Source organism: Streptomyces sp. NPDC050422, assembly GCF_044458665.1.
In the GTDB taxonomy this organism is placed as follows: domain Bacteria; phylum Actinomycetota; class Actinomycetes; order Streptomycetales; family Streptomycetaceae; genus Streptomyces.
Window position 1 is genome coordinate 67,331 of sequence record NZ_JBITIE010000020.1, and the last position, 25,540, is coordinate 92,870.

24 protein-coding genes are annotated in these 25,540 nt (G+C 70.6%); 19 read left to right on the top strand and 5 right to left on the bottom strand.

Going from position 1 to position 25,540, the window contains the following annotated elements; genetic code table 11:
• Positions 1-134: 134 nt before the first annotated feature.
• Positions 135-1,133, top strand: coding sequence for a MerR family transcriptional regulator (locus ACIBJG_RS29230; protein ID WP_399311930.1), 999 nt, complete (start codon positions 135-137; stop codon positions 1,131-1,133).
• A gap of 19 nt (positions 1,134-1,152) precedes the next feature.
• On the opposite strand, the gene ACIBJG_RS29235 is transcribed toward ACIBJG_RS29230, so the two are convergent.
• Entirely contained in the window at positions 1,153-2,112 is a 960-nt protein-coding gene (locus tag ACIBJG_RS29235; RefSeq protein ID WP_399311932.1) for a LysR family transcriptional regulator, read from the bottom strand.
• 140 nt (positions 2,113-2,252) lie between these two features.
• Here ACIBJG_RS29235 and ACIBJG_RS29240 point away from each other — a divergent pair, with 140 nt between their 5' ends.
• From ACIBJG_RS29240 to ACIBJG_RS29250, 3 genes are all read left to right on the top strand, one after another.
• Positions 2,253-2,948 (top strand): type 1 glutamine amidotransferase domain-containing protein, encoded by a 696-nt coding sequence (locus tag ACIBJG_RS29240; protein WP_399311934.1) that lies wholly within the window; start codon positions 2,253-2,255, stop codon positions 2,946-2,948.
• 104 nt (positions 2,949-3,052) lie between these two features.
• Complete coding sequence (gene tnpB, locus ACIBJG_RS29245) at positions 3,053-4,573, top strand: IS607 family element RNA-guided endonuclease TnpB (protein ID WP_399311936.1); 1,521 nt, start codon at positions 3,053-3,055, stop codon at positions 4,571-4,573.
• 212 nt (positions 4,574-4,785) lie between these two features.
• Entirely contained in the window at positions 4,786-5,448 is a 663-nt protein-coding gene (locus ACIBJG_RS29250) for a hypothetical protein (protein WP_399311938.1), read from the top strand.
• Positions 5,449-5,515: 67 nt separating this feature from the next.
• Here ACIBJG_RS29250 and gndA read toward each other — a convergent pair whose 3' ends face one another.
• Complete coding sequence (gene gndA, locus ACIBJG_RS29255; RefSeq protein WP_399311940.1) at positions 5,516-6,955, bottom strand: NADP-dependent phosphogluconate dehydrogenase; 1,440 nt, start codon at positions 6,953-6,955, stop codon at positions 5,516-5,518.
• Positions 6,956-7,274: 319 nt separating this feature from the next.
• Between gndA and ACIBJG_RS29260 the strand changes: the two genes are divergently transcribed.
• Positions 7,275-7,868 carry a TetR-like C-terminal domain-containing protein gene (locus tag ACIBJG_RS29260; protein ID WP_399311942.1) on the top strand — a complete coding sequence of 198 codons (594 nt, stop codon included), beginning with the start codon at positions 7,275-7,277 and terminating at the stop codon, positions 7,866-7,868.
• A gap of 29 nt (positions 7,869-7,897) precedes the next feature.
• Here the strand turns inward: ACIBJG_RS29260 and ACIBJG_RS29265 are convergent, their stop codons facing one another.
• Together ACIBJG_RS29265 and ACIBJG_RS29270 are read right to left on the bottom strand one after the other, a co-directional pair.
• The gene (locus ACIBJG_RS29265) at positions 7,898-8,605 is read right to left on the bottom strand and encodes a TetR/AcrR family transcriptional regulator (RefSeq protein WP_399312128.1); all 708 of its coding nucleotides are present in this window, start codon (positions 8,603-8,605) and stop codon (positions 7,898-7,900) included.
• A gap of 93 nt (positions 8,606-8,698) precedes the next feature.
• Positions 8,699-9,625, bottom strand: coding sequence for an NADP-dependent oxidoreductase (locus ACIBJG_RS29270; protein WP_399311945.1), 927 nt, complete (start codon positions 9,623-9,625; stop codon positions 8,699-8,701).
• Between the two features lie 165 nt (positions 9,626-9,790).
• Here ACIBJG_RS29270 and ACIBJG_RS29275 point away from each other — a divergent pair, with 165 nt between their 5' ends.
• Together ACIBJG_RS29275 and ACIBJG_RS29280 are read left to right on the top strand one after the other, a co-directional pair.
• On the top strand, positions 9,791-10,888 hold the full coding sequence (locus ACIBJG_RS29275; protein ID WP_399311947.1) for an NAD(P)/FAD-dependent oxidoreductase: 1,098 nt from the start codon (positions 9,791-9,793) through the stop codon (positions 10,886-10,888).
• Between the two features lie 143 nt (positions 10,889-11,031).
• Positions 11,032-11,835, top strand: coding sequence for an SDR family NAD(P)-dependent oxidoreductase (locus tag ACIBJG_RS29280; RefSeq protein ID WP_399311948.1), 804 nt, complete (start codon positions 11,032-11,034; stop codon positions 11,833-11,835).
• 99 nt (positions 11,836-11,934) lie between these two features.
• Here the strand turns inward: ACIBJG_RS29280 and ACIBJG_RS29285 are convergent, their stop codons facing one another.
• A complete protein-coding gene (locus ACIBJG_RS29285) occupies positions 11,935-13,470 on the bottom strand; it encodes an FAD-dependent oxidoreductase (protein WP_399311949.1) in 1,536 nt (511 codons plus the stop codon).
• A gap of 440 nt (positions 13,471-13,910) precedes the next feature.
• Here ACIBJG_RS29285 and ACIBJG_RS29290 point away from each other — a divergent pair, with 440 nt between their 5' ends.
• From ACIBJG_RS29290 to ACIBJG_RS29345, 12 genes are all read left to right on the top strand, one after another.
• On the top strand, positions 13,911-14,240 hold the full coding sequence (locus ACIBJG_RS29290) for a TcmI family type II polyketide cyclase (RefSeq protein WP_399311951.1): 330 nt from the start codon (positions 13,911-13,913) through the stop codon (positions 14,238-14,240).
• Positions 14,237-15,508, top strand: a complete 1,272-nt coding sequence (locus ACIBJG_RS29295) for a beta-ketoacyl-[acyl-carrier-protein] synthase family protein (RefSeq protein ID WP_399311952.1) — start codon at positions 14,237-14,239, stop codon at positions 15,506-15,508. Before ACIBJG_RS29290 ends, ACIBJG_RS29295 begins: the two co-directional genes overlap by 4 nt.
• Positions 15,505-16,743: a ketosynthase chain-length factor gene (locus ACIBJG_RS29300; RefSeq protein WP_399311954.1), complete on the top strand. Its 1,239-nt coding sequence runs from the start codon at positions 15,505-15,507 to the stop codon at positions 16,741-16,743. Before ACIBJG_RS29295 ends, ACIBJG_RS29300 begins: the two co-directional genes overlap by 4 nt.
• 95 nt (positions 16,744-16,838) lie before the next feature.
• Complete coding sequence (locus ACIBJG_RS29305; protein WP_399311955.1) at positions 16,839-17,108, top strand: acyl carrier protein; 270 nt, start codon at positions 16,839-16,841, stop codon at positions 17,106-17,108.
• A gap of 16 nt (positions 17,109-17,124) precedes the next feature.
• Positions 17,125-17,922 carry a 3-oxoacyl-ACP reductase FabG gene (gene fabG / locus ACIBJG_RS29310; protein ID WP_399311957.1) on the top strand — a complete coding sequence of 266 codons (798 nt, stop codon included), beginning with the start codon at positions 17,125-17,127 and terminating at the stop codon, positions 17,920-17,922.
• 76 nt (positions 17,923-17,998) lie between these two features.
• The gene (locus ACIBJG_RS29315) at positions 17,999-18,946 is read left to right on the top strand and encodes an aromatase/cyclase (protein WP_399311959.1); all 948 of its coding nucleotides are present in this window, start codon (positions 17,999-18,001) and stop codon (positions 18,944-18,946) included.
• A gap of 1 nt (position 18,947) precedes the next feature.
• The gene (locus ACIBJG_RS29320; RefSeq protein ID WP_399311961.1) at positions 18,948-20,435 is read left to right on the top strand and encodes an FAD-dependent monooxygenase; all 1,488 of its coding nucleotides are present in this window, start codon (positions 18,948-18,950) and stop codon (positions 20,433-20,435) included.
• A 79-nt stretch (positions 20,436-20,514) separates the two neighbouring features.
• A complete protein-coding gene (locus ACIBJG_RS29325; protein WP_399311963.1) occupies positions 20,515-21,195 on the top strand; it encodes an antibiotic biosynthesis monooxygenase family protein in 681 nt (226 codons plus the stop codon).
• Positions 21,196-21,200: 5 nt separating this feature from the next.
• Positions 21,201-22,736, top strand: a complete 1,536-nt coding sequence (locus ACIBJG_RS29330) for an FAD-dependent monooxygenase (protein WP_399311964.1) — start codon at positions 21,201-21,203, stop codon at positions 22,734-22,736.
• A gap of 63 nt (positions 22,737-22,799) precedes the next feature.
• The gene (locus ACIBJG_RS29335; protein ID WP_399311965.1) at positions 22,800-23,288 is read left to right on the top strand and encodes a nuclear transport factor 2 family protein; all 489 of its coding nucleotides are present in this window, start codon (positions 22,800-22,802) and stop codon (positions 23,286-23,288) included.
• A 156-nt stretch (positions 23,289-23,444) separates the two neighbouring features.
• Positions 23,445-24,467 carry a methyltransferase gene (locus tag ACIBJG_RS29340; RefSeq protein ID WP_399311967.1) on the top strand — a complete coding sequence of 341 codons (1,023 nt, stop codon included), beginning with the start codon at positions 23,445-23,447 and terminating at the stop codon, positions 24,465-24,467.
• A gap of 128 nt (positions 24,468-24,595) precedes the next feature.
• Positions 24,596-25,510, top strand: coding sequence for an LLM class flavin-dependent oxidoreductase (locus ACIBJG_RS29345; protein ID WP_399311968.1), 915 nt, complete (start codon positions 24,596-24,598; stop codon positions 25,508-25,510).
• Positions 25,511-25,540: the final 30 nt, after the last annotated feature.

Below are 25,540 nucleotides of genomic sequence, written 5' to 3' on the forward strand. Positions count from 1 at the left end.
TGCGGCGAGTCGGGATCCCGTTGCCACTTACCCACACCCCGGCCCTTGCCGCACCCCGGGTCACCCGACCGGGCGACGCGGTGCGGGCCCGACTGGTTGCGTCTCCCCCCGGGGGAGACGGGAGAGTGGGGCGCATGAACGGCGACACAGATCTCTCGATCGGCGAGCTGGCACGGCGGACCGGGCTCACGGTCAAGGCCGTCCGCTCGTACTCGGACCGCGGGATCGTGCCGCCCGCCGGCCGCAGCCCGGCCGGCTATCGCCGCTACGGCCCCGAAGCCGTGGCGCGGCTGCACCTGGTGCGGACACTGCGCGCGCTCGGACTCGACCTGTCCACGATCCGCGAGGCCGTTGAGCGGGACACCCCGCTCGCCGAGGTCGCCGCCGCGCACGCGGAGGCGCTCGCGGTGCAGATCCGGGTGCTGAGTATGCGGCGCGCGGTGCTCATGACCGCGGCCGGACGCGGCTCGACCCCTGAGGAGATGGATCTCATGCATCGACTGGCCAGGCTCTCGGAGAGCGAACGAATGCTGCTCACAGAGGAGTTCCTCGCTGATGTCTTCGGCGTCCCCGAGGCGGGGACGGGCTTGGCAGGCGTCATGAGGTCGATGACACCGCAGCTGTCCGACGACCCTGCCGAGGAGGAGATGGAGGCGTGGATCGAACTGGCCGAACTGTCCCGGGACCTTGGCTTCCGGGCGCTCATGCGGCGCACGATCGCTCACCACACCGCCGACCGGACCCGTCCCGCGGACCCTGACCCGGACCGAACCGGCCCCCGGCGCCCTGCTTCGGACGTGGCTGCTCAAGGCATCGGCGTCCTCGTGCGTGACCCGGAAACGGTGATCCGCGACCACACCGCCCCGGCACGCGCAGCGGGCGTCGACCCGGCCTCCGCCCAGGCAGGTCCCGTCGTCGAGGCCGTCACGGCCGCGTACGCGAAACTCTGCGGCCTGCCGGACGACTCCGCTCTCCGGGAGCGGCTGCTCGCCCGTCTCGACACCGTCGACGATCCGCGCAGGGAGCGCTACCTCCAGCTGCTCGCCGTCATCAACCGATGGTCCGCCCCGGATCCGCTCTCGCCCGAACTGGGCTGGTTCCGCGCCGCGTTGCATGCACGGAAGGCCGCGTGATCCGGCCGGCCGGGAGCAACTACCAGCTGAGGCCCGCTCGTACGAGGCTGTCGCGGACCAGGGCGACATGGGGGTTGGCGGCGGAGCCGGGCCGCTGCACCAGATAGGCCGTGTTGATCGGCGGGTCCTCCGGGTCGGCGAGCAGCGTCAGTGCGCCCGAGGCGAGTCCGGCAGCGCAGAGATAGCGGGGCAGCACCGAGAAGCCCGCGCCCGAAGCGACCACGGCGAGGACACCGCGCAGGTCGGGCACGGTCACGGCGGCAGGACAGCCCAGCCGCCTGCCGAACACATGCCGCCAGTAGCGACGGGCGATCGGCAGGTCCTCCGCGTACGTGATCAGCGGGAGCCCGTGCAGCACGCCGGGCCCGTGGGCGGCGAGCGACGACGGGCCACCGACGCGCTCGGCGACGACGGGCGCCGCGACCAGGACGAACTCCTCGTCCATCAGCGGGACGGCGCTCAGGGCGCGGCCGCGCGGACGGGTGGTGGAGATCACCAAGTCGTGTTGTCCCGAACGGAGTTCGTCGAGCAGTGGATCCGTCAGGCCGGTGGACGCGCGCAGTTGCACGCCCTCCGCCACGAGCGGCGCGAGTGCCGGCAGCGCGCGCAGGCACAGCAGCTCGGCGGGCCCGGCCAGCCGGACGGGACGGGCGGCCGGCGCACCGGCCGCCCCCTCGTCCCCGGTGACCACCGCCAGCTCGTCGAGGGGGGCGGCCACACGGGCGGCGAGAGCATCCGCGAAGGGCACGGCCACCACACCGCGCGCCTGCCGCTCGAACAGCTCGCGCCCCAGCCGGCGCTCCAGGGCACGGATCTGCGTGGTCACCGTCGGCTGGGACAGGCCCAGCAGGCGGGCGGCGGCGGTGAAGGAACCGGAGCGGTGGACGGCAAGAAAGGTACGCAGCAGATGGAGATCCGCCGGGCCGGTGGCCGCCGTCTGCCCCATTCCCGTCATCCCATTGGATTCCCTATCGCTCATGCTTGCGATCCTATTGGAGTCCCGCGGTGGTGCGGACGTACCGTCGAATCCATCGGCGTGACGGCGGCCCGGAGGAGCGGGGCCGCCGGAGCGCGCAACCCACGGGGCGCCGGCCGCCCCGGCTCTCCGAAAGACGTGACATGGCAAAGATCCTTTTCGTGGTGACCGGATCCGACCACTGGACGCTGGCCGACGGCACCGCGCACCCGACCGGCTTCTGGGCGGAGGAGGTCGTCGCCCCGTACGAGAGGTTCCGGGCCGCCGGACACGAGATCGTCGTCGCCACCCCCGGTGGAGTGGTGCCGACCGTGGACCGGGGCAGCCTGGCCCCCGAGTTCAACGACGGCCAGGAGAACGCCGACAAGGTGGCGGCGGCCGTCGCGGGCATGGCCGAGCTCGGCCACCCGCTGAAGCTGGAGGACGTGGACCCGGCGGACTATGCGGCGGTGTTCTACCCGGGCGGGCACGGCCCCATGGAGGACCTGGCGGTGAACGCCGACTCCGGCAGGCTGCTGACCCGGACGCTGGACTCGGGGATGCCGCTCGGCATCGTCTGCCACGCCCCGGCCGCCGTGCTCGCCGCCACGAAGGACGACGGCACCAACGCCTTCGCCGGCTACCGGCTCACCGGATTCACCAACACCGAGGAGAGCCAGGCCGGTTTCGCCGACCGGGCCAAGTGGCTCCTCCAGGACCGTCTCGTGGCGGCCGGCACCGACTTCCAGGAGGGCGAGCCGTGGGCCCCGCACGTGGTCGTCGACCGCAATCTGGTCACTGGCCAGAACCCGGCATCGGCCGGTCCGCTCGCCGACGAACTGCTCAAGAAGATCGGCTGACGGCGCCGGCCCGCAGTGGGCGCGCGCCGGAGGGTAAACAACTGTTCCCATTTCTTTGAGTAGTTGTGCGGTGTTGTCTGTGAATATGCTGATGTGGTGAAGCTATGGAGCTGTTGCCGCTGCCCCGACGGGGTGACTGCGTGAAGAAGAAGTTCACGCCGCGACCGGGCTTCACCGTGTCCGCGCACAGGCTGGCCCTGGATCCGAATGCCACGGTCGTGGGTCGTCTGCATTCGCATGCGGGTGCGGCGCGGGCTGCGTACAACTGGGCGGTCGGGTATGTCACGGCTGTGTGGGGGCAGCGCAGGGCCGAAGCCTCGTACGGCATTCCCGAGGATGAGCTGACTGCGTGGCGGTCGTGGTCGTTGCCGTCGTTGCGGAAGGCGTTCAACGAGGCCAACCGGGCCGACCCGCGGTTCGCGGGGTGGTGGGAGGAGAACTCCAAGGAGGCCTACAACACCGGCCTCGCGAATGCATCAGCCGCCTTCGACAACTACGCCAAGTCCAAGAGCGGCAAGCGCAGGGGTGCGCGGGTGGGTGTTCCGCGTTTCAAGTCGAAGCGGAAGGCGCGGCTGACGTGCCGGTTCACGACCGGCACGATGCGTATTGAGGCGGGCGGCAGGCATGTGACCCTGCCCAGGATCGGAACGGTCCGCCTCCACGAGGACGTCTCCGGCCTGCGCGCACGTGTCGACACAGGGCACATGCGGATTCTGTCCGCGACTGTGCGTCTGGACCGGGGACGTTGGTTTGTCGCCTTCCAGGTCGAGGAACAACAACCTCTGGTGAAGGTCGCCCGCCCCGATGCTGCTGTCGGGATCGACCTGGGCATCAAAACCCTCGCGGTCCTCGCCGACAGCGACGGGAAGGTGACCGAGGAACCCAACCCCCGCCACCTCGACCACGCGCAGAAGCAGTTGCGCCGTGCCAGTCGTGTCGTCTCACGCCGCCGGGGCCCCGACCGGCGCACCGGGCGGAAGCCGTCGAAGCGCTGGGAGAAGGCGAACCGGGTCCGGAACAGGGTGCATCACCGGGTGGCGAACCTTCGCGAGGACACGCTCCACAAGCTGACGACCCGCCTCACCGCCGAGTACGGCACGATCGTGGTCGAGGATCTCAACGTGGCGGGGATGGGCCGTAACCGGCGGCTGTCGCGCCGGGTCGCGGACACGTCGTTCGGCGAGATCCGCCGCCAGCTCACCTACAAGACCCGTCGGCATGGGACACGCCTTGTCGTGGCCGACCGGTGGTTTCCCTCGTCGAAGACGTGCTCACGCTGTGGTGCGGTGAAAGCCAAGCTGCCCCTGAGCGTGCGCGTCTTCGAGTGCGATACCTGCGGGCTCGTCCTGGACCGGGACGAGAACGCGGGACACAACCTGCTCGCTCTCGCAACTACCCGCAATAGCAGCACGATCCGCAGTACAGGTACCGGAGTGGCCGGAGACCTGGACCCCACCACCGTGGTGGGGTCGAAGCCCCGTGGAGCCGACCGCAAGACCCGCACCACCCACCCACGCCTCACGGCGTGTGCGGGGCGGGCAGGTGGCACAATCCCCAGCCCCCGGGCCGGGACAGAAACGGGAGACCGTCAACAGGACACCAGGACACAACTCGCGCTCTGGTGACACCGTCACGGACCATTCCGGCAGAAACGCCGGAATTGCTGAGATCTACTGATACCCAAAGCAACGGCATGTGCTGAGCCTCGGCGAGCGCCGTCGCGGCCGGTCGGTGCGCAAGCCGTCGTCGTACGAGAGTGCCGCGGCGGACCCGAGGGCCGGCGCCCCACCGCACTCCAGGTGTGCTGAGCGGGGGCTGGGCCGATAGCGTGACCGGCATGTCCGAGGGGATCGCCTGGATAGGTGAGTACAGCTGCACGAACGCGGGAGCTGTGCCCGGGATGCGAGGCCGTATCTCCCTGACGGCGGCCCGCGGAATCGGGACCGAGGAGTTCCTGATGGCTCTTGGCGCCGACCTTGCGCAACTGGAGGACGAGCGGCCGTACAGGGATTGGCGGACGCTGACCGCCGGCGGAGGTACGGCCTTGAGCGATGCCAACCTGGCGATGTACGGCACGCACGGGGAGTGGACGTACGTACTGGAGGACTGGGGCATGTCGACCTGGTCCACGGGCTTCCTGAAGGTCGAGGGAATGGCCCCCTACCCGGACGAAGAGATCATCTGCCTCACGATGAACTCCCACTGCCCGCCGAGCCGGATCATCCATGCGCCGGGGGACGCCGAGGACCGGCAGGCCGAGTTCGGGGAAACCACAGGAACCGGATCGACACTGGACGACGCGCTTCACGCCGCGGGCGCCGTGATCCCGCCACGGCCGGATGGCCGTGACGAGGAAGCGATCGCACGCTACGAGGCGGAGATCGAGGCGCTGCCGCGGGCGGTGTTCGCCGCGGCCGGGCAGTACACGGGGCTCGTGATCGACCGGGCCGCGGTCGAGGCCGGTGATCTGCCGCTGGCCGTCCTGCCCATGGTGAGGTGACCTGGCGGCCGGCAGGGACGAGCGGCGCCCGTGACAGGCGGCTTCCAGGGGTACGCCCTTCCTTCAGTCAGCTTTCGACTTCGGTCTTGTCGCCGCCCCAGAGGGTGTGGAAGGTGCCGTCGCGGTCGGTGCGGTGGTACGTGTGCGCGCCGAAGTAGTCGCGCTGGCCCTGGGTGAGGGCGGCGGGGAGGCGTTCGGCGCGCAGGGAGTCGTAATAGGCGAGGGTGGCGGCGAAGGCGGGGGTGGGGACGCCCTGGGTGACGGCGGTGGCGATCACGGTGCGCCAGTCGTCCTGCGCGGCGGCGATCTCTTCGGCGAAGCTCTTGTCGGACAGGAGGCTCGGCATGTGGGTCTGGGCTTCGTAGGCGCTGGTGATCCGGTCGAGGAAAGCGGCCCGGATGATGCATCCGCCGCGCCAGATCGCGGCGACCCTGCCGAGGTCGATGTCCCAGTCGTACTGCTCGCTGCCGGCCGCGATCTCGTGGAAGCCCTGGGTGTAGGCGACGATCTTCGAGGCGTACAGCGCCTGCTCGACCCGGTCGGCGAATGCGGCGGCCTCGTCCTCACCGAGCTTGTGGGCAGTCGGTCCGGCGAGGTGGCGTGAGGCCTCACGGAGGTCGGCGTGGCCGGAGACGGAGCGGGCGAAGACGGCCTCGGCGATGCCCGAGACGGGAACGCCCAGGTCGAGGGCGATCTGCACGGTCCAGCGGCCGGTGCCCTTCTGCTCCGCCTGGTCGAGCACGACATCCACGAAGGGCTTACCGGTCGCCGCGTCGACGTGGGAGAGCACCTCTGCGGTGATCTCGATGAGGTAGGAGTCGAGGCGGCCGGTGTTCCAGGAGCGGAAGATGTCCGCGATCTGCGCGGGGGAGTACCCGGCGACCCCGCGCAACAGGTCGTACGCCTCCGCGATCAGCTGCATGTCCGCGTACTCGATGCCGTTGTGCACCATCTTGACGAAGTGGCCGGCGCCGTCGGGCCCGATGTGCGTGGTGCAGGGCGTGCCGTCCTTCGCCTTCGCCGCGATCGCCTGCAGCAGCGGCCCCAGCGATGCGTACGACTCGGCCGAACCACCCGGCATGATGCTGGGCCCGTTCAGCGCACCCTCCTCACCGCCCGAAATGCCGGCGCCGACGAAGTGGACACCGCGCTCGCGCAGTTCCTTCTCGCGGCGCCGGGTGTCCTCGAAGTGGGCGTTGCCGCCGTCGATGATGACATCGCCCTCGTCCAGCAGCGGTGCGAACTCCTGGATGACCGCGTCCGTCGGCTCACCCGCCTTCACCATGATGACGAGACGGCGTGGCCGTTCCAGTGCGCCGACGAACTCCTCGGGCGTGCGCGCGGCCACGAAGGTTCCCTCGTCGCCGAACTCCTCGACCAGGGCATCCGTCTTCGCCGTCGTGCGATTGTGTACCGCGACGGTATAGCCGTTACGGGCGAAGTTGCGGGCCAGGTTGCGGCCCATCACCGCAAGTCCGGTGACGCCGATCTGCGCGGTGCCGCTCATCTGTCTGCTCCTGCAATCTGTCGGGGAGACGGGGGAAGGCCGGGCTGCGGGGGCCCGGGGTGCCGCGATGTCCAGTATGGATACGGGGGCGGAGGACGGCCTGTTCAGCGTCGCCAACCCTTGACACTCGTTGCGGGGCGCAACGTCCCGGTCCCCGCCGTCGGCACGGTGCACCGGCCCCCGGTGGTCACGTCGATCCGTGACCGCTGCGTGCCGATGGCGTTCTCGGCGCGGCCGTCCGCCTGTGTATATGCGGCCGTTCGCCTGTGTATATTCGGAGAAAGCTAATGGTCCTAGGCAGCACATGGTGGGGGCGGGGATGGTTCGCGCGGGGCTCACGACCGACCGGGTCGTGGCGGCGGCTGCCGACCTGGCCGACTCGATCGGCTTCGACAAGGTCACCATCTCCGCGCTGGCCCGCGGCTTCGGCGTCAAGGACGCCAGCCTGTACTCCCACGTCAAGAACCTCCATGACCTGCGCACCCGGGTCGCGCTGCTGGCAGCGGGGGAGTTCATCGACCGGATCGAGGCAGCCGTGGCCGGCCGCGCCGGGCGGGACGCCCTGATCGCGTTCGCCGGTGCCTACCGGTCCTTCGCGTTGGAGTGCCCGGGCCGGTACGAGGCGACGCGGATGCGGGTCGACCCCGCCGTCGTAGCCGAAGCGCCCGCGTACCACCGGACCATCGAGACCACCTCATCGATGCTGCGTGCCTACGGTCTGACCGAACCCGACCTCACGGACGCGGTACGGCTGCTCCGCAGCACTTTCCACGGGTTCACCTCGCTGGAGGCCGACGGCGGATTCGGCGCGCCGCGCTCCGTGCAGGTGTCCTGGGAGCGCGCGGTCGAGGCCCTCCACTTCCTGCTCGCCCACTGGCCGTCTGCGACCGTCGGGGCCGGGCGCGGCGTGTGATGCGGTAGGCGGACTCCGCCGGGCCACGCTCACTCCGTGCTGCGCGCGGCCCCGTACCCGTGGAGGAAGGTGTCGACGGCCCTGGTGACACAGTCGTGTGTCTGAGCCGGGCTCAGCGCGGGGCTTCCGTGAGGGCGGATGGTGATCTCGGACGTCACCAGGGCGATGAAGTGCACGGTGCCCAGCGCCGAGTCCTCGATGCGCAACAGCCCGGCCCCCGTGAGCTGTTCGAGCTGCCGGGCGACCTCGTGCTGTACCCGCAGGGGGCCGGCTTGCTGCCAGGTGTCGATCACGGCTGCGGGGAAGTGCTGCACTTCGGCCATGATCTGCTGGATCATCGCGAAGTGCTCGGGGAACTGGGTGCGCTGGCCGACGAAGGCGCGGCCGAGAGCGAGCAGGTCGGCCTGCGGGTCGGTGCCGGTGACCTGCTTGTCCACGGTTGCGATGAAGGCGTCCGCGACCTGGCTGGCGCTGTCGTGCACCACGTCGGAGAAGAGCTGGTCCTTGCCGCTGAAGTGGTTGTAAATGGTGCGCGTGGACACCCCGGCCTCGGCGGCGATGGCCTCGATGCTGGTGCGGCTGTACCCCTCCCGGCCGAAGACGGTGCGCGCACCCTGTGTGATGGCCCGGCGCTTCCCTGCCCTGACGCCGGGGCGGCCCGGGCCTGACGTGCGAGGCGACGCGTCCGCTTGCGGCTCGGCGGGCGCCGTCGGTGTGGTGTTCAGGGAAGCCTCCAGCTGGTCAGGTGATCCGTGCCTGTTTACCGTGCACCTTGTACTTTACTTTCCAGTCCTTCGCCACTCGGCGGCACGTGCGTCCGGCGCCGGCCTTCACCCCCGGGGCGGCATTACCAGGACGGTCTTGCCCCGGCTGTGTCCGCCCTCCACCGCCCGGACAGCCAGTGCGGCCTGCTCGAACGGGACCACCCGGGTCACTTTCGGGTCCAGGGCGCCGGTCCGGACCAACTCCACCACGGCGCCCAGTATCGCGGGGTCCCGCACCGGCCCCACCGGAGCCCCGCCGAGTGCGGCGACGGCCTCCCGGTCGGCGCCGCTCACCAGCTTCGTACGGTCCGTCACGAGGGCGGCGACCTCCTGCAGCACCTCTCCTCCGACCAGGTCGAGGACACCGTCCACGCCTTGCAGAGCGGCTGCCCGGATCCGTGCGGCAAGACCGGGCCCCGAGGCGACGAACCGTACGCCGAGCGTCTGGACGAACTCCCTCTTGGCCGGGGCCGCCGAACCCACCACGGTCAGCCGGCTGCCCACGGCCACCTGGGCGGCCGCCACCCCGACCCCTCCCGCGACCCCGGTCACCAGCAGCGTCGCCCCCGCCGGCAGGCCGAGCCGGCGCACCGCGCCGTAGCCGGTGGCGGCGGCGATCGGCAGCGCGGCGGCGTCGGTCCAGGAGACCTCCGGCGGCTTGTGCACCGCTGCCCGCGCGGCCAGCAGTGTGTACTGGGCGTACCCGCCGGTCAGCGGCCCGCCGAGGACCGCGTCCCCCACGGCGAAGCCGGTGGTGCCGGGGCCGATCGCGACCACCTCGCCCGCGGCCTCGCCGCCCATGACCGCAGGAAGCTCCACCCGTGGTGCCCCGGCCGGCCGACGGCCCGAACGGCGCTTCCAGTCAACCGGGTTGACACCCGCCGCGCGCACGGCGATCAGCAACTGGCCAGGGCCCGGGGACGGTTGCGGGAGATCCGCGAAGTGCTCGACCTCGGCTCCGCCGAACCGGTCGTACACATAGGCCATGGGCATGCGATACCTCGCCACTTCTGACTCGTCGAGACTCGGCCGTGCCGACTGTCACTAATTGCCATGCAGATTGCATTTTACCTGAACGGCCCCTTAGGCTCGGCGGACATGGGCGGAGCCCCGTTCCTGACAGTGGATTCCACGCGGTAGGCACAAGGAGCGCAACGTATGGGCAGCACGGTCGCGATCGTCGGCGGTGGATACGGCGGGGTCGCTCTGGCCCGTCAGCTCGACCCGGACTTCGACGTCGTCCTGATCGACCCCAGGGACGCCTTCGTTCACGCGGTGGCGGCCCTGCGCGGGCTGGTCGACGCGGACTGGGGGCAGCGGATCTACTTCGGCTACGAGGGCTTGTTCACCCGTGGCCGCCATCTGCGCGACCGCGCCGTGGCAGTGGAGGCGGGCGGTGTCGCCACTGCCGGCGGCACCTGGATCGATGCCGACTACGTGGTCCTGGCCACCGGATCCTCCTACCCCTACCCTGCCAAGCCCGACACCGAGGACAGTGCCGACTCGCAGGCTCGGCACGCCGACACCAGGGCCGAACTGGCGTCGTCCTCGCGGGTGTTGCTGCTCGGTGCCGGTCCCGTGGGACTGGAGCTCGCTGGGGAGATCACCGAACAGTGGCCCGACACCGAGGTCGTGGTGGTGGATCCCGCCGATGACGTGCTCGGTGGCCGCTATCTGCCCGAACTGCGCCGATCGCTGAGCGAGCAGCTGACCGCCCGGGGGGTGCGGCTGGAGCTGGGCAGCGCGCTGACGGCGCCGCCGTCCGTGCCGCCGGGTATCCATCAGCCGTTCTCGGTCACGACGCAGGCAGGCGTACGGATCGACGCGGATCTGTGGTTCCGCTGCTATGGCGTGGTGCCGCTCAGCGACATGCTGCGCGGCGAACTCGCCGCCGCCCGGCGCCCGGACGGGCATGTGGAGGTCGACGACCATCTACGGGTGGTGGGCGCGTCGAACGTCTTCGCCGTCGGAGACGTCACGGCCGTTCCCGAGCCGAAGCGGTCCAAGGCCGCCTCCGACCACGCGGTCGTGGTCGCCGCCAACATCCGGGCGCTGGCCGCGGGCCGGCCGGTGGAACAGGTGTACCGGCCGGGCGGTGACGCGGTACTGGTGCCTCTGGGCTCGACCGGCGGAGCCTCGCAGGTGCCGGGGCCCGATGGTCCCGTGGTACTGGGCGCCGCGGAGACGGCCCGGTACAAGGGCGACGATCTGCTGCTCGGACGGTTCGCCGAGCTGTTCGCCGCCTCGGCCCCGTAGGCACAAGTGCCGTGACGGTATGTCAAATATGTTCATGAAAAGTGTAGTTCGATTGATCGCGACATGATCCCGCAGCACCGTCTTCACGTACGTCCGCCAGGATCGGGGGCAGCTCCCCGTCCCGAACGAGAGGTCGATGCCCGATGGCTGACGGAACGCTGTCCCTTGCCGGCAAAGTGGCTGTGGTCACCGGAGGTGCGGGAGGGATCGGTGTCGCCACTGTGGAGGCGCTCGCGACCGCGGGAGCGGATGTCGTACTCGCGGATGTCGCCGAAGCGGCGGCCCGGGCAGCAGCCGCGGAGCTGGCGGCCAAGGGGCTTTCGGTGGTCGGGCGCGGCGTCGACATCGCCTCGGAGGACAGTGTCAAGAACCTGGTGGACTTCGCCGTGGACACCTTCGGCGGCATCGACGTACTGGACAACAACGCGGCGCTGACCTCCGCGATCCGGCAGGACCGGGACGTGGTGTCGATGTCCGTCGAGCTGTGGGACCAGGTACTCGCGGTGAACCTGCGCGGCCCCATGCTGCTGTGCAAGCACACCGTGCCGGTGATGATCGAGCGCGGCGGCGGGTCGATCATCAACATCACCAGTGGCCAGGCCCTTTCGGGGGACCGGGTGATGGTCGCCTACGGCAGTTCCAAGGGCGGGCTGGTCGCACTGACCCGTTTCGTGGCCGCTGCGTACGGCGCGGACGGCATACGGTGCAACGCCGTCGCGCCCGGACTGGTGAGCACTCCGGCCCTGGAGGCGGACATGCCCGTACCGGTACGGGAGATGTTCCGGAGCGCGAACCTCATTCCACGGCTGGGCACGCCGGACGACGTGAGTCAGCTCGTGGCCTTTCTCGCCTCCCCGGCCGCCTCCTTCATCACCGGGCAGGTGCTGTCCGTGGACGGCGGCTTCCTCGCCCACCTTCCTACGCTCTCCCCGCTTCCGCCGCGCTGAGCATGCGACATCCCGCAGCTGAGTGGCCCCGGACCAGTCCGACCTGCACTGCTCCGGGGCCGCTCACTCAGGGCCTCGCGGGCCCACCGAACGGGTCGGTCATCCCACCCAGGGAGTGATGCCCGCCTCGACCGCGGGTCCGTCCGCCGCTCCTGCCCAGGCGTAGTAGCCGTCGGGCCGCACCAGGACCGCCTCGCGAGTGGTGGTGTCGCCACCCGCGCGGTGGGCGAGGATCAGCCGCGTCCGCCGCGCGGCGGTGTCGAACCCGGCACCCGGGGCGGGCTCGCCGGATTCCCCGGTCGCGGGAAGGACCAGGACGAACCGTCCCTCCCGCAGCACCTCGTAGAGCCGACTGCCGTCCAGCTCCAGGTCCGGTGCCCGCTTCCCCACCAGTGCGTGCGTCCTGCGCCCCGCCGGGTAGGAATAGCCGATCCCGGTGATCTCTCCCACCGCCTGCCGGGTCACCGGTCGCACATGCGTGACCACCCACTTCCGTACGGTACGCAGCGCCACCTCCCATGGGCTGTGCGCCATGGCGAGCCGCAGATTGAGGCCGCTGCTGCGCAGCACCGCCCTGCCGACCGGGTGGCGTTCGCTGTGGTAGGTGTCCAGCAGTGCGTCGGAGGCCCAGCCACCCAGCACCGCAGCCAGCTTCCAGCCGAGGTTGACGGCGTCCTGGAGACCGGTGTTCATCCCCTGCCCGCCGGCCGGTGAGTGCTGGTGGGCGGAGTCGCCTGCCAGCAGCACACGGCCCACCCGGTAGTGGGGTGCCTGGCGCTCGTCGCTGTGGAAGCGGGAGAGCCAGCGCGGGTCGTGCATCCCGAAGTCGGAGCCGAAGGCCCGCTCGATGATGGCGCGCAGCTCCTCGAACTCGACGGGCGAGTCGTCGGGTTCACCCCGTCGGGTCCTGTCCCAGCCGCCGACTCGCCAGTATCCGTCGCCGAAGGGCGCGATGAAGCCGAAGGCGTCGCCGGTGCCGTGCACCCGGACCACGAGGCTGGGCTGCTCGGTGAACTTCACGTCGGCGAGCGCCACCGAGCGGATCACCACCTTGCCGGGGAACGGGAGTCCCAGGGCCTCGCGTACCGCGCTGCGCACTCCGTCCGCTCCGACCAGGTAGCCGGCTCGCAGCGTTGTGTCGCCCTGCGTGGTGCGCACCGAAACGGTGACACCCTCGTCGTCCTGGGTCAGGCCGAGGACCTCGGTTGCGTAGCGGATGACTGCGCCGTTCTTCAACGCTCTGCGCAACAACAGCCTTTCCACCTCGTACTGCGGAGTCACCAGGAGGAAGGGGAAACGGGAGGGCAGGGCCCCGATATCGAACGAGACGGCTCCGAACAGCGAGAGTTCGCTGATCACCTGGCCGGTGGTGACGAGTTCGTCGGTGAGGCCGCGGGCGTCGAGGAGTTCGAGTGTCCTGGCGTGCACACCGAAGGCGCGACTGAGATTGCTGATGCCCTCCGGGCGTTTCTCGACCACCACGACGTCCACGCCGGCCGCCGCGAGGTCCCCGGCGAGGAGCAGCCCGGTGGGGCCGGCGCCGGCCACGACGACCGCATGCGAGCCGGGTGCCGGCTCGGGCCCTTCGGCGGCATCGGGCCCGTCAGTGGCGGGGGGTTCGTACGTGTGGGACATCCGGGACTCGCTTCCTGCGGTTGGAATTCCTGCAGTGGGAATCGGGGGCCGTCCGCGTCCGCCGGTACTGCCGGGCGGATCCGCAGATCTGCGCCCGGAGCGGGGCGCGACTGTACCGGGAGGGCACGAGGGTGCTGGGGCGGGTGGGCCCATGGTGCACCAGGACGTCGTCGGCGCGGCCGTTATGCGACTCGCCTGACTCGAATGACCGCAACTTGTCGAACCCCTGCGCGGCTCTGACGTTGTCCGGCGACGGCCTGACTTTGCCGTGCGGTCCCGGAGAGTTCCTGACGAAGCCCTGTAGCGGCCTGCCTTGATCGTGGACACCGAGCCGATGAACCTTGAAGTCGCGGGTCAGTGACGTCACTTGGGGGAATCCCGGGGCGCGACCTGTGTCCGCCGTATGTCATGCACATTACATGACGGAGGAGTGAGTACACATGCACAGCACTTTGATCGTCGCCAGACTGGAACCGGGCGGGAGCGCGGATGTGGCCCGGCTGTTCGCCGAGTTCGACGCCACCGGGATGCCGCACCGGATGGGTACGCGGCGGCGCCAGCTCTTCTCCTACCGGGGGTTGTACTTCCACCTCCAGGACTTCGACGAGCACAACGGCGACGAGCTCATCGAGGCGGCGAAGACCGACCCCCGGTTCGTCGGCATCAGCAACGACCTGAAGCCGTTCATCGAGGCGTACGACCCCGCGACCTGGCGCTCCCCGGCCGACGCGATGGCCTCCCGCTTCTACTCCTGGGAGGCGTCCGCGTGAGTGCCCGCCGCGTCGTCATCACCGGCCTGGAAGTCCTCGCCCCCGGTGGTGCCGGTGCCAAGAACTTCTGGAACCTGCTGAGCGAAGGCCGGACGGCCACCCGTGGCATCACGTTCTTCGACCCCGCGCCGTTCCGCTCACGCGTCGCCGCCGAGATCGACTTCGACCCGTACGAACACGGTCTGACCCCGCAGGAGGTCCGCCGGATGGACCGCGCCGCCCAGTTCGCCGTGGTCGCGGCGCGCGGCGCGGTCGCCGACAGCGGTGTCGAGTTCGGCGACCTCGACCCGTACCGGACCGGCGTCACCGTCGGCAGCGCCGTGGGCGCCACGATGGGCCTCGACCAGGAGTACCGCGTCGTCAGCGACGGTGGCCGGCTCGACCTGGTCGACCACGCGTACGCTGCGCCGCACCTCTACAGCCATCTCGTCCCCAGCTCCTTCGCCGCCGAGGTGGCCTGGGCGGTCGGCGCCGAAGGCCCCAGCGCCGTGGTCTCCACCGGCTGCACCTCCGGCATCGACTCGGTCGGCTACGCGGCCGAGCTGATCCGCGAGGGATCGGCCGACGTCATGGTCGCCGGGTCGTCGGACGCGCCGATCTCCCCGATCACCATGGCCTGCTTCGACGCCATCAAAGCCACCACGCCACGCCACGACGACCCGGCCCACGCCTCGCGCCCCTTCGACGGAACGCGCAACGGATTCGTACTGGGCGAGGGCGCCGCCGTGTTCGTCCTGGAAGAACTGGACAGCGCGCGCAGGCGCGGCGCGCACATCTACGCCGAGATCGCCGGCTACGCGACCCGCTCGAACGCCTACCACATGACCGGACTACGGCCGGACGGAGCGGAGATGGCCGAAGCGATCCGGGTCGCCCTCGACGAGGCGAGGCTGCCCGGCGAGGCGATCGACTACATCAACGCGCACGGCTCGGGCACCAAGCAGAACGACCGTCACGAGACGGCCGCGTTCAAGCGGAGCCTGGGTGCGCACGCCTACCGGACACCGGTCAGCTCGATCAAGTCCATGGTGGGCCACTCGCTGGGTGCCATCGGTTCCATCGAGATCGCCGCTTCGGTACTGGCCATGGAGTACGACGTGGTTCCTCCGACGGCCAACCTCCACACGCCCGACCCCGAGTGCGACCTGGACTACGTGCCGCTCGACGCACGGGACCAGCTCACGGACGTGGTGCTCACCGTGGGGAGTGGTTTCGGCGGCTTCCAGAGCGCGATGGTGCTGGCGGGCCCGGAAAGGAAGCGGGTGTGAGCACACGTACATCCGTCGTGGTGACCGGGCTGGGCGTCGCCTCCCCGAGCGGGCTCGGGGCGCGGGACCACTGGGAGGCCATCCAAGGCGGCAGGAGTGCCATCGGCCGGCTCACCCGCTTCGACCCGTCGGGCTACCCCGCCAAACTGGCCGGTGAGATATCGGGGTTCGTCGCCGAGGAGTATCTGCCGAGTCGGCTCATCCCGCAGACCGACCGAATGACCAGGATCGCGCTCGCCGCAGCCGACTGGGCGCTCGCCGACGCGGGCGTACGCCCCGACGAGCTCGCGGGGTTCGACATGGGTGTGGTCACGGCAAGCGCGTCCGGCGGCTTCGAGTTCGGACAGAACGAACTGCGCAAGCTGTGGAGCCAGGGCAGCCAGTACGTCTCCGCATATCAGTCGTTCGCCTGGTTCTACGCCGTCAACAGCGGCCAGATCTCCATCCGTAACGGCATGAAGGGACCCAGCGGGGTCGTCGTCAGCGACTCCGCCGGCGGGCTGGACGCGGTCGCCCAGGCCCGGCGGCTGATCCGCAGGGGTACCCGGCTGGTCGTCTCGGGAGGCGTCGACGCCTCCCTGTGCCCATGGGGCTGGGTCGCGCAGTTGGCGAGCGGACGGCTCAGCACCAGCGAGCAGCCGGGCCGCGCCTACCTCCCGTTCGACCGCGACGCCCGGGGATACGTACCGGGCGAGGGCGGTGCGATCCTGATCCTGGAGGACGCCGAAGCGGCCAGGGAACGAGGCGCGCACAGCTACGGCGAGGTCCTCGGATACGGTGCCACCTTCGACCCGAAACCCGGCACCGGGCGCCCGCCGGCGCTGCGCAAGGCCATCGAACTTGCCCTGGCCGACGCGGCGGTGGACCCGGCCGGCATCGACGTCGTGTTCGCCGACGCGGCCGCCGACCCGGAGCTGGACCGTGCGGAGGCCGACGCGCTCATCGAGTTGTTCGGGCCGCACGGCGTACCGGTCAGCGCGCCCAAGACGATGACCGGCAGGCTCTACTCGGGCGCCGCGCCGCTCGACCTGGCCACCGCGCTCCTCGCCCTGCGCGACGGTGTGATCCCCGCAGCCGTCAACGTCCGCCTCTCACCCGACTACGACCTCGACCTCGTGGTGGACCGGCCGCGCGAATCCGCGCTGCGCACCGCACTGGTACTGGCCCGTGGTCACGGCGGCTTCAACTCCGCCGTCGTACTGGGCGCCCCGGCGTCCTCCCGCCCCGGGCACTGACCGTCCCGGGCCACCGATCACTTCACGGCCACTGACCGTCCCGGGCCACCGATCACCTCACAGTCACTGACCACCCCACCGGAAGGGCTGTTGCCTTGTCTGCCGAACCTTTCACCCTCGCCGATCTCAAGCAGATCCTCCTGGATGCCGCAGGCGCCGCGGAGGGCGTCGATTTCGACGGAGACGTCCTGGACACCGAGTTCGAAGCCCTCGGCTACGACTCGCTGGCCCTGCTGGAGACCAGCTGCCGCATCGAGCGTGCGTACGGCATCGCTCTCGACGACGACGTGTTGACCAAGGCCGTGACCCCCCGCGCCCTCATCGGCGTCGTCGCCGAACTGCTGACCGCCCCCCGAATCGCCTGAGAGGACCAGGACCACCATGACCGACACCACCACGACCGGGGCCGGCCCCGTCGCTCTCGTCACCGGGGCCACCAGCGGAATCGGCCTGGCTGTCGCCCGGCTGCTCGGCTCCCAGGGCCACCGCGTGTTCATCGGTGCCCGCGACGCGGAGAACGTCGAGGCCACCGTGAAGCAGCTCGCCGCCGAGGGACTCGACGTGTCCGGCTCGGTCCTCGACGTCCGGGATGCCGAGGCGGTACGGGCATTCGTCCGCGCCGCCGTCGACCGGTTCGGCGCGATCGACGTACTCGTCAACAACGCAGGCCGCTCGGGCGGCGGAGTCACCGCCGACATCCCCGACGAGCTGTGGGAGGACGTCATCGAGACCAACCTCACCAGCGTGTTCCGGCTCACCCGCGAGGTTCTCACCGCAGGCGGGCTGCGCCACAAGGACCGGGGCCGCATCATCAACATCGCCTCCACGGCGGGCAAACAGGGCGTGGTGCTCGGTGCCCCGTACTCCGCGTCCAAGCACGGCGTGGTCGGCTTCACCAAAGCCCTCGGCAACGAGCTGGCCCCCACCGGGATCACCGTCAACGCCGTCTGCCCCGGGTATGTGGAGACGCCGATGGCACAGCGGGTCAGGCAGGGATATGCCGCCGCCTACGACACCACCGAGGACGCGATCCTGGAGAAGTTCCAGGCGAAGATCCCGCTCGGCCGGTACTCGACGCCCGAGGAAGTGGCCGGCCTGGTCGGCTATCTCGCCTCGGACACGGCCGCCTCCATCACGGCGCAGGCACTGAACGTCTGCGGTGGCCTCGGCAACTTCTGAGCCGTGCGCCACCGCGCTCGTGCTTCCGAGCCGCACCCCACTCCATATGCCACCCGACTCCGCGAGGAGAAGCGACATGACGACCCGTGAGGTCGAGCACGAGATCACCGTCGGCGCACCCGCGTCGGCCGTCTACCGGCTACTGGCCGAAGTGGTGAACTGGCCCCGGATCTTCCCGCCCACCATCCACGTCGACCGGGTCGAGCAGCGCGGCAACGAGGAGCGCATCCGGATCTGGGCCACGGCCGGCGACGAGGCGAAGAACTGGACCTCGCGCCGCACACTGGACCCGGACGGCCTGCGCATCACCTTCCGACAGGAGGTCAGTGCCCCACCGGTCGCCGCGATGAGCGGCGTCTGGATCATCGAACCGCTCGGCGAACAGCAGGCCCGGGTCAGGCTGTTGCATGAATACCGCGCCGTCGACGACGACCCGGCCGGTCTCGTCTGGATCGACGAGGCGGTGGACCGTAACAGCCGGTCGGAGCTGGCCGCGCTGCGCACCAACGTGGAAGCGGCCCACGCCGCCGCGGATCTGACGTTCTCCTTCACCGACAGCGTCACCGTCACCGGAGCGGCGAAGGACCTCTTCGAGTTCGTCAACGACGCCGACCGATGGGCCGAGCGGCTGCCCCACGTGGCATCCGTACGCCTCACCGAGGACACCCCCGGTCTCCAGGCGCTGGAGATGGACACGCTGGCCATGGACGGCTCCACGCACACCACCAAGTCGTACCGCGTGACGTTCCCCCACCACCGCATCGCGTACAAGCAGGTCACGCTGCCCGCGCTGCTGACCCTGCACACCGGGATCTGGACCTTCGAGGAGACCGCGGACGGCACCGTCGCCTCCTCCCAGCACACGGTCACCCTCGACACCGACACCATCGCAGCTGTCCTCGGCCCCGAGGCCACCGCGGACGACGCCCGGAAGTACGTGCACGGCGCCCTGTCCACCAACAGCCTGGCCACACTCGGCCACGCCAAGGCGTATGCCGAGGGCCTCGACGGAGGGCGGGGCTGACGTGCCGGGCGACCGACTGGACACCCAGGTCATCGTCGTCGGCGCGGGGCCGGTCGGGCTGCTGCTCGCCGGGGAGCTGCGGCTCGGCGGCGCGCATGTCGTCGTACTGGAACGGCGTACGGCGCCCACCACCGAGTCGCGTGCCTCGACCCTGCATGCACGCACCATGGAAATCCTCGACAGCCGGGGGCTGTTGGACGGGCTTCCCGATCCGCTGAACGACCTACGGGGACACTTCGCGGGTATTCCGCTCGACCTGACTCTGCCCGGCAGCCGTCAGGGCCAGTGGAAGGTCACCCAGTTCGACACCGAACGGCTTCTGGGACGTTGGGCGGCCGGGCTGGGCGCCGAGATCCGGCGCGGCCATGAGGTACGGACGGTCACCGATGCGGGCGGGTACGTCGAGGCCGAAGCGTTCGGCGACGGTGGTCCCGTCCTGGTGCGCGGCAGCCACCTCGTCGCCTGCGACGGCGAGGACAGCACCGTCCGTGACCTGGTCGGGGCGGACTTTCCCGGCCACGAGGCGCGACGTGAACTGCTGCGCGCCGACGTCGAGGGCGTCCAGGTGCCCGACCGGCGGTTCGAACGGCTGCCGGACGGCCTTGCCATCGCGGCACGGCGGGCGGACGGTGTGACCCGGGTGATGGTGCACGAGCACGGCGCCCCTGCGCTGCACCGCGACGGAGCGCCCGCATTCGGCGAGATCGCACAGGCGTGGAAACGGGTCACCGGCGAGGACATCAGCGAGGGGACACCCGTGTGGGTGAACGCGTTCGGCGACGCGTCACGTCAGCTCGCGCAGTACCGGCACGGCCGCGTCCTGTTCGCCGGGGACGCGGCGCACCGGCAGATGCCCATCGGGGGCCAGGCACTCAATCTGGGTCTTCAGGACGCCTTCAACCTGGGATGGAAACTGGCAGCCGAGGTCACCGGTCGTGCACACCCCGAGCTGCTCGACAGCTACCACGACGAACGGCACACGATCGGACGGCGTGTGCTCTCGGCCATCGAGGCCCAGGCGCTGCTGCTGCTCGGCGGCCCCGAGGTGGAGCCGCTGCGCTCCCTGATCACCGAACTGATCGCCCACGAGGACGTACGCGCCCATCTCGCCGCGACGATCAGCGGACTCGACATCCGCTACGACGTCGGAGGTCCCGCACACCCGCTCGTCGGAGCCCGGCTGCCACGGACACTTCTCGCGGCGTCCGCGTCCGTGTCGGCGTCCGCGTCGGGTGAGGCGACCAGTACGGACGTCCTGCGCCCCGGCCGGGGTCTGCTGCTCGGCCCCGGTGGCGATCCGGACCCCGGGCCTGTCCTGGCCGGCCGCGGCATCCCCTTCGCCACGCCGGCGGCATCGGACCCCGGGACGGGAGGAGCCGGCTGGACGCTCGTACGGCCCGACGGCCACGTCGTATGGGCGGACCCGGCCGGGACATCGCCGGGGGAGGGACTGGCGGAGGCACTCAACCGCTGGTTCGGCCCCGTCTGACGGAGGCACCCAACCGCCGGTTCGGCCCCGCCCGCCCCGGCACACGTACCCGCAGACCGCACCCGAGAGGAACCCCGCCATGCCCCTGATCTCGCCGGACGACGGCTATCTGACCGTGTTCAACCTCTTCGAGACGGACACCGTGCCGCTCCAGGACGACGTGCTCGCCGCGATGCGCGACATCATCGACAACGCCGACTATCCCAGCTGGATCTCCTCGACGCTGCACGCGGGCGTCGACGAGCCGGGAACCGTCAACTACATCCAGTGGCGCAGCGCCGCCGACCTCCAAGCGCGTTACGAAGGGCAGAAGTTCCAGCAGAGGACGGTGCCGCTGTTCCACAAACTCGCCCGGACCGTACGGCTGTTGAAGACCGAGCTGGCCTTCACCCAGCACCACCCCCTGCTCGACGGAAACACCGAGATCTCTCCGGAGCGCGACGACTACACCGTACTGATCGTGTTCGACACGAAGCCCGAGGACCAGCGGGAGCTCCTGGACACGCTCGCCAAGCCCGACGAGTGGATCACGACGGTGCCCGGCTACCGGTCGCACACCTACTTCCGCGGTGTGGACGGCACCTCTGTCGTCAACTACGCCCAGTGGGACAGCAAGGAGCTCTACGACGCCTTCCACACCCTGCCCGAGGAGGAGCGACCCGCCGACATCCGTGACGGCAGGAACCGTGCACGCTCCCTGGTCACCAACCGCCAGGCCAACACCTACCGGGTGACCCACTCCCGGTCGGCGAAGGACTGACGGGCATGGCACCCGATGCGGAACCCGTGCGGGACACCGACGTCATCGTGGTCGGCGCCGGGCCGACCGGGCTGACACTCGCCGCTGAACTGCGGCTGGGCGGCGCCCGCGTCACCGTCGTGGAGCGGCTGGCGGAGCCCACCGGGCAGTCCAGGGGCCTGGGTTTCACGGCGCGCGCCATGGAGGCGTTCGACCAGCGGGGTCTGCTGCCCCGGTTCGGCCGGGGCGAGACACCCGACATCAGCCCCGTGGGCCATTTCGGCGGGGTCCGGTTCGACTACACCGTGCTGCCGGGCGCCCACTTCGGCGCCCGTGGCATTCCGCAGTCGCTGACCGAGTCGGTCCTGGAAACATGGGCGACCGGTCTCGGCGCCGTCGTCCACCGTGGCTGGGAGTTCACCCGGCTGACCGAGGGCGCCGGGCCGGACGACGCCTCGGTGGAGATCACCGTACGGACGCCCGAGGGCTCACGACGGCTGCGCGCCGCGTACCTCGTCGGCGCGGACGGCGGCCACAGCCCGGTGCGCGTGGCAGCCGGAATCGACTTCCCCGGCGCACCCGCGTCCCGCGTGATGTACCTCGCCGATGTGGTGGGCAGCTCGCTGCGCCCCCGTCCGCTCGGCGAACGCCTGGAGCACGGCATGGTGATGGCGGCCCCGCTGGGCGAAGGGGTGGACCGCATCATCGTCTGCCCGGACGGCGCACCGCCCCGAGAGGACGCGGCGCCCGTGACGTTCGCGGAGGTGGCGGACGCGTGGCTGGGGCTCACCGGCGAGGACATCGGCGGTGCCGAGGCGCAATGGGTGAGTTCCTTCACCGACGCCACCCGGCAGGCAGCCACGTACCGGCGTGGCCGGGTCCTGCTCGCGGGTGACGCTGCCCATGTCCATCTCCCGGCCGGCGGCCAGGGGATGAGCACCGGCATCCTGGACGCCGTCAATCTCGGCTGGAAACTTGCCGCCGTCTGCCGTGGCACCGCTCCCCGGGCCCTGCTGGACACCTATCACGACGAGCGCCATCCGGTGGGCGCCAGACTGCTGGTGAACACCCGGGCCCAGGGGACGGTCTTCCTCGGCGGCCGCGAGTCGGACCCACTGCGTGCCCTGTTCGCCGAGCTCATCGAGTACGACGACGTCAAGCGCCATCTGGCCGGGATCGTCAGCGGGCTGGACATCCGCTACGACTACGACCCCGACGGGGACGACCCACTGCTCGGGCGGCGCGTCGCATCCCGGGTACTGGTCGGGCCTGCGGGGGAGACCAGCACCACCCGGCTCCTGCACCCCGCGCGTGGCGTGCTGCTCGACCTCGCCGAAGACCCGGCGGTACGGAGAGCCGTCGCACCCTGGCACGACCGGGTGGCCGTCACCACTGCGATTCCGAAGCCGCTGGATGCCCGGGACGACGAACTGCGCGGCCTGTGGTCGCTGTTGGTGCGGCCCGACGGCTATGTGGCCTGGGTTTCGGCCGCACCCGGAGGCGACGGCCTGAGCGCCGCCCTGCACCGCTGGTTCGGTCCGCCCGCTCTGCCGGCCCAGTAGTCCCACCGCGCCCGCGGAAAGGCCCCAGTAGTTCACACCACACCACCGAAAGGCAGTGCCTGCATGAATGCTGTCACCTCCACCGAAGAGACCGTGGCCGCGCTGCGGGCCGAGGTCCGCGAACTCACCGACCGGGCCGAACTCACCGCTCTCGGCGACCGCTACGTCACCCACCTCGACCGGGACCGGCACCGTGACGACTGGTTCGGCTCGGTCTTCACCGACGACGTCCATCTCACCTTCCCCATGGGCGAGTACAAGGGGACGGCGGGCCTCGCCGAGTTCCAGAAGCTGGCCCGCACCACGTTCGAACGCACCCATCACACCGCGTCCAACTACACCATCGACCTCGACGGCGACCGGGCCGGGATCCGTGCCCATCTGACCGCCGTACACGTACGTGCCGCCGCCGAACCCGGCACCCACTTCACCATCGGCGGCCACTACGAGGCCGAGGCCGTCCGGACCGCCGACGGATGGCGGATCAGCCGGTTCGTCTTCGAGCTGGTGTGGCACGAAGGGCAGGGCCCGCAGGGTGCTCCGGGTCACTGACCTCGGAACCTGCAGAGATCTGACATAGCGAGCAAAGACCTGACACCGGCGCGCCTTGAACCGTCCAACGACCCGGCAGAGACTTCATCTGGGCCCGACGGTGCGTCCCGGTCCGCATTCCCAGGCCACCTCCGGTACCAAGGAAGAAGCCCCGTCATGCCCTCAGGCTCCACTGAACCACCCCTGCCCGCACAGGTGTTGCAGCTCATCACCGCCGGCTGGCTCGCCCAGGCGGTCAGCGCCGCGGCAGAACTCGGCGTCGCCGACGTCCTGGCCGACGGGCCACGGCCGGTCGCCGAGATCGCCACAGCCACCGACGCGCACGCCCCCAGCCTCTACCGGCTTCTGCGGGCCGGTGCCGACATCGGCCTGTTCACCGAACACGACGGCAAGGTCTTCGAGTTGACCGAGCTGGGCGCCACCCTGCGCGCCGACAGTCCGACCAGTCTGCGCAACTTCGCGATCTGGACCGGGCTGCCCGCCGAACGCCACGCCTGGTCCGGCCTCGCCGACGCCGTACGCACCGGTCACACCGCGTTCACCGAAGTGTTCGGCAAACCCGTCTGGGACTACTTCCACGACCACCCCGATGTGCTCGGTGTCTTCGACCGGGCCATGACCGAGGCGTCCCAGCAGATCATCGCCCCCGTCGTCGCCGCGTACGACTTCGGCCGGTTCGGGACCGTGGTGGACGCGGGCGGCGGACGTGGCGCCCTGCTGGCCGCCGTGCTGGCGTCGGCGCCCGGCGCCCGCGGCGTCCTGTACGACAGGCCCGAGGTCATCGCGGGCGCCGGTCAGCCGCTGCGCGACGCCGGTGTGGATGACCGGGCCGAGCTGGTACCCGGAGACTTCTTCGATTCCGTGCCGTCCGGCGCCGACGCGGTGATCCTGTCCAACATCATCCACGACTGGGACGACGAACAGTCGCGCCGCATCCTCGTCAACGCCCGCGACGCGCTGACCGACGGCGGGCATGTTCTGCTGGTGGAGGCGGTGCTGCCGGACCGGCCCCGCCCCTCGCCCACGGTCTCCCTGATGGATCTCGACATGCTGGTGGTGGCCGGCGGACAGCAGCGCACCGCCGCGGAGTTCGAGACCCTGCTGGCCGACTCCGGCCTCAAGCTGTCACGCATCGTGCCGGGCGGCCACTGCAGCGTCGTCGAGGCCGTACGCGCCTGACATCCGCCCGGCGCGGGGCACACCGAGGCCCTGTCGAGGGGCGTCCGCCGGACCCGCCGAGGCTCTGTCGCGTCCCGCGCCGGGCGCGCTCTCCCGTAACCAGTACAAGGAAAGAGCAGGCACCAGCCATGCCAGAACGGCTCGCGAACAAGCTGTGGTTCGGAATCGGACCGGGGGTCGCGGTCACCGACGCGCCGGAGGTCGTGCGCAGGGTCGAGTACGCGGACCGGTCGGGGCTCGACTTCTTCGCCCTGTCCGACCACCCGTACTACGGCGACCGGCTGGAGGCCTACGCCACTCTCGCGCTGCTGCTCGGCCGGACCCGGAACATCACGGGCATCACCACCGTCACCAATCTGCCGACCCGCCCGGTGCCCCTGCTGGCCCGTACCCTGTCGACGCTGTCCGCCCTCACCGGAGGCCGGGTCGTTCTCGGCCTCGGCGCGGGCGGTTACTGGGACGACATCGCCCGTTTCGGGGCCACCCGGCTCGATCCGGCCACGGCCGTACGCGCCCTGGAGGAGGCGATAGGCCTGGTCAGGGCGCTGTCCGGCGGCGGCGCACCCGTCACCCTGGACGGCGAGTTCACCCGGATCGCCGCACTGGATCCGGCGCCGGATCCGGCACCGCTGATCTGGACGGGTTCCGTCGGACCCAAGTCCCTCGCCGTCACCGGGCGTTCGGCCGACGGCTGGATACCCGGCAATGCGGCGGACTGGCGCAGCGACCGCTACCGGTCCTCGCGGCCCCTCATCGACGAGGCCGCCCGTGCCGCCGGACGCGACCCCGCGGACATCGTCACGGTCTTCAATCTGCCAGGCCGTATCACCGACTCGGCCGTCAACACTCCCCGTGATCCGTCCGGCCGCTGGCTCGGCGGATCCGTCGACCAGTGGATCACCGAGCTGACCGAGGCCGTACTCGGACACGGTGCATCCGGATTTGTGTACTTCTCATCCGGCGATCCCTCGGGACAGACCGGCCTCGGGCGCTGGGCCGAGGAGATCGTGCCCGCCGTCCGCGCGGCGGTCGCCAAGGGCTGACGCGTGTCCACCCGTCGCCGCGCGCCGCCG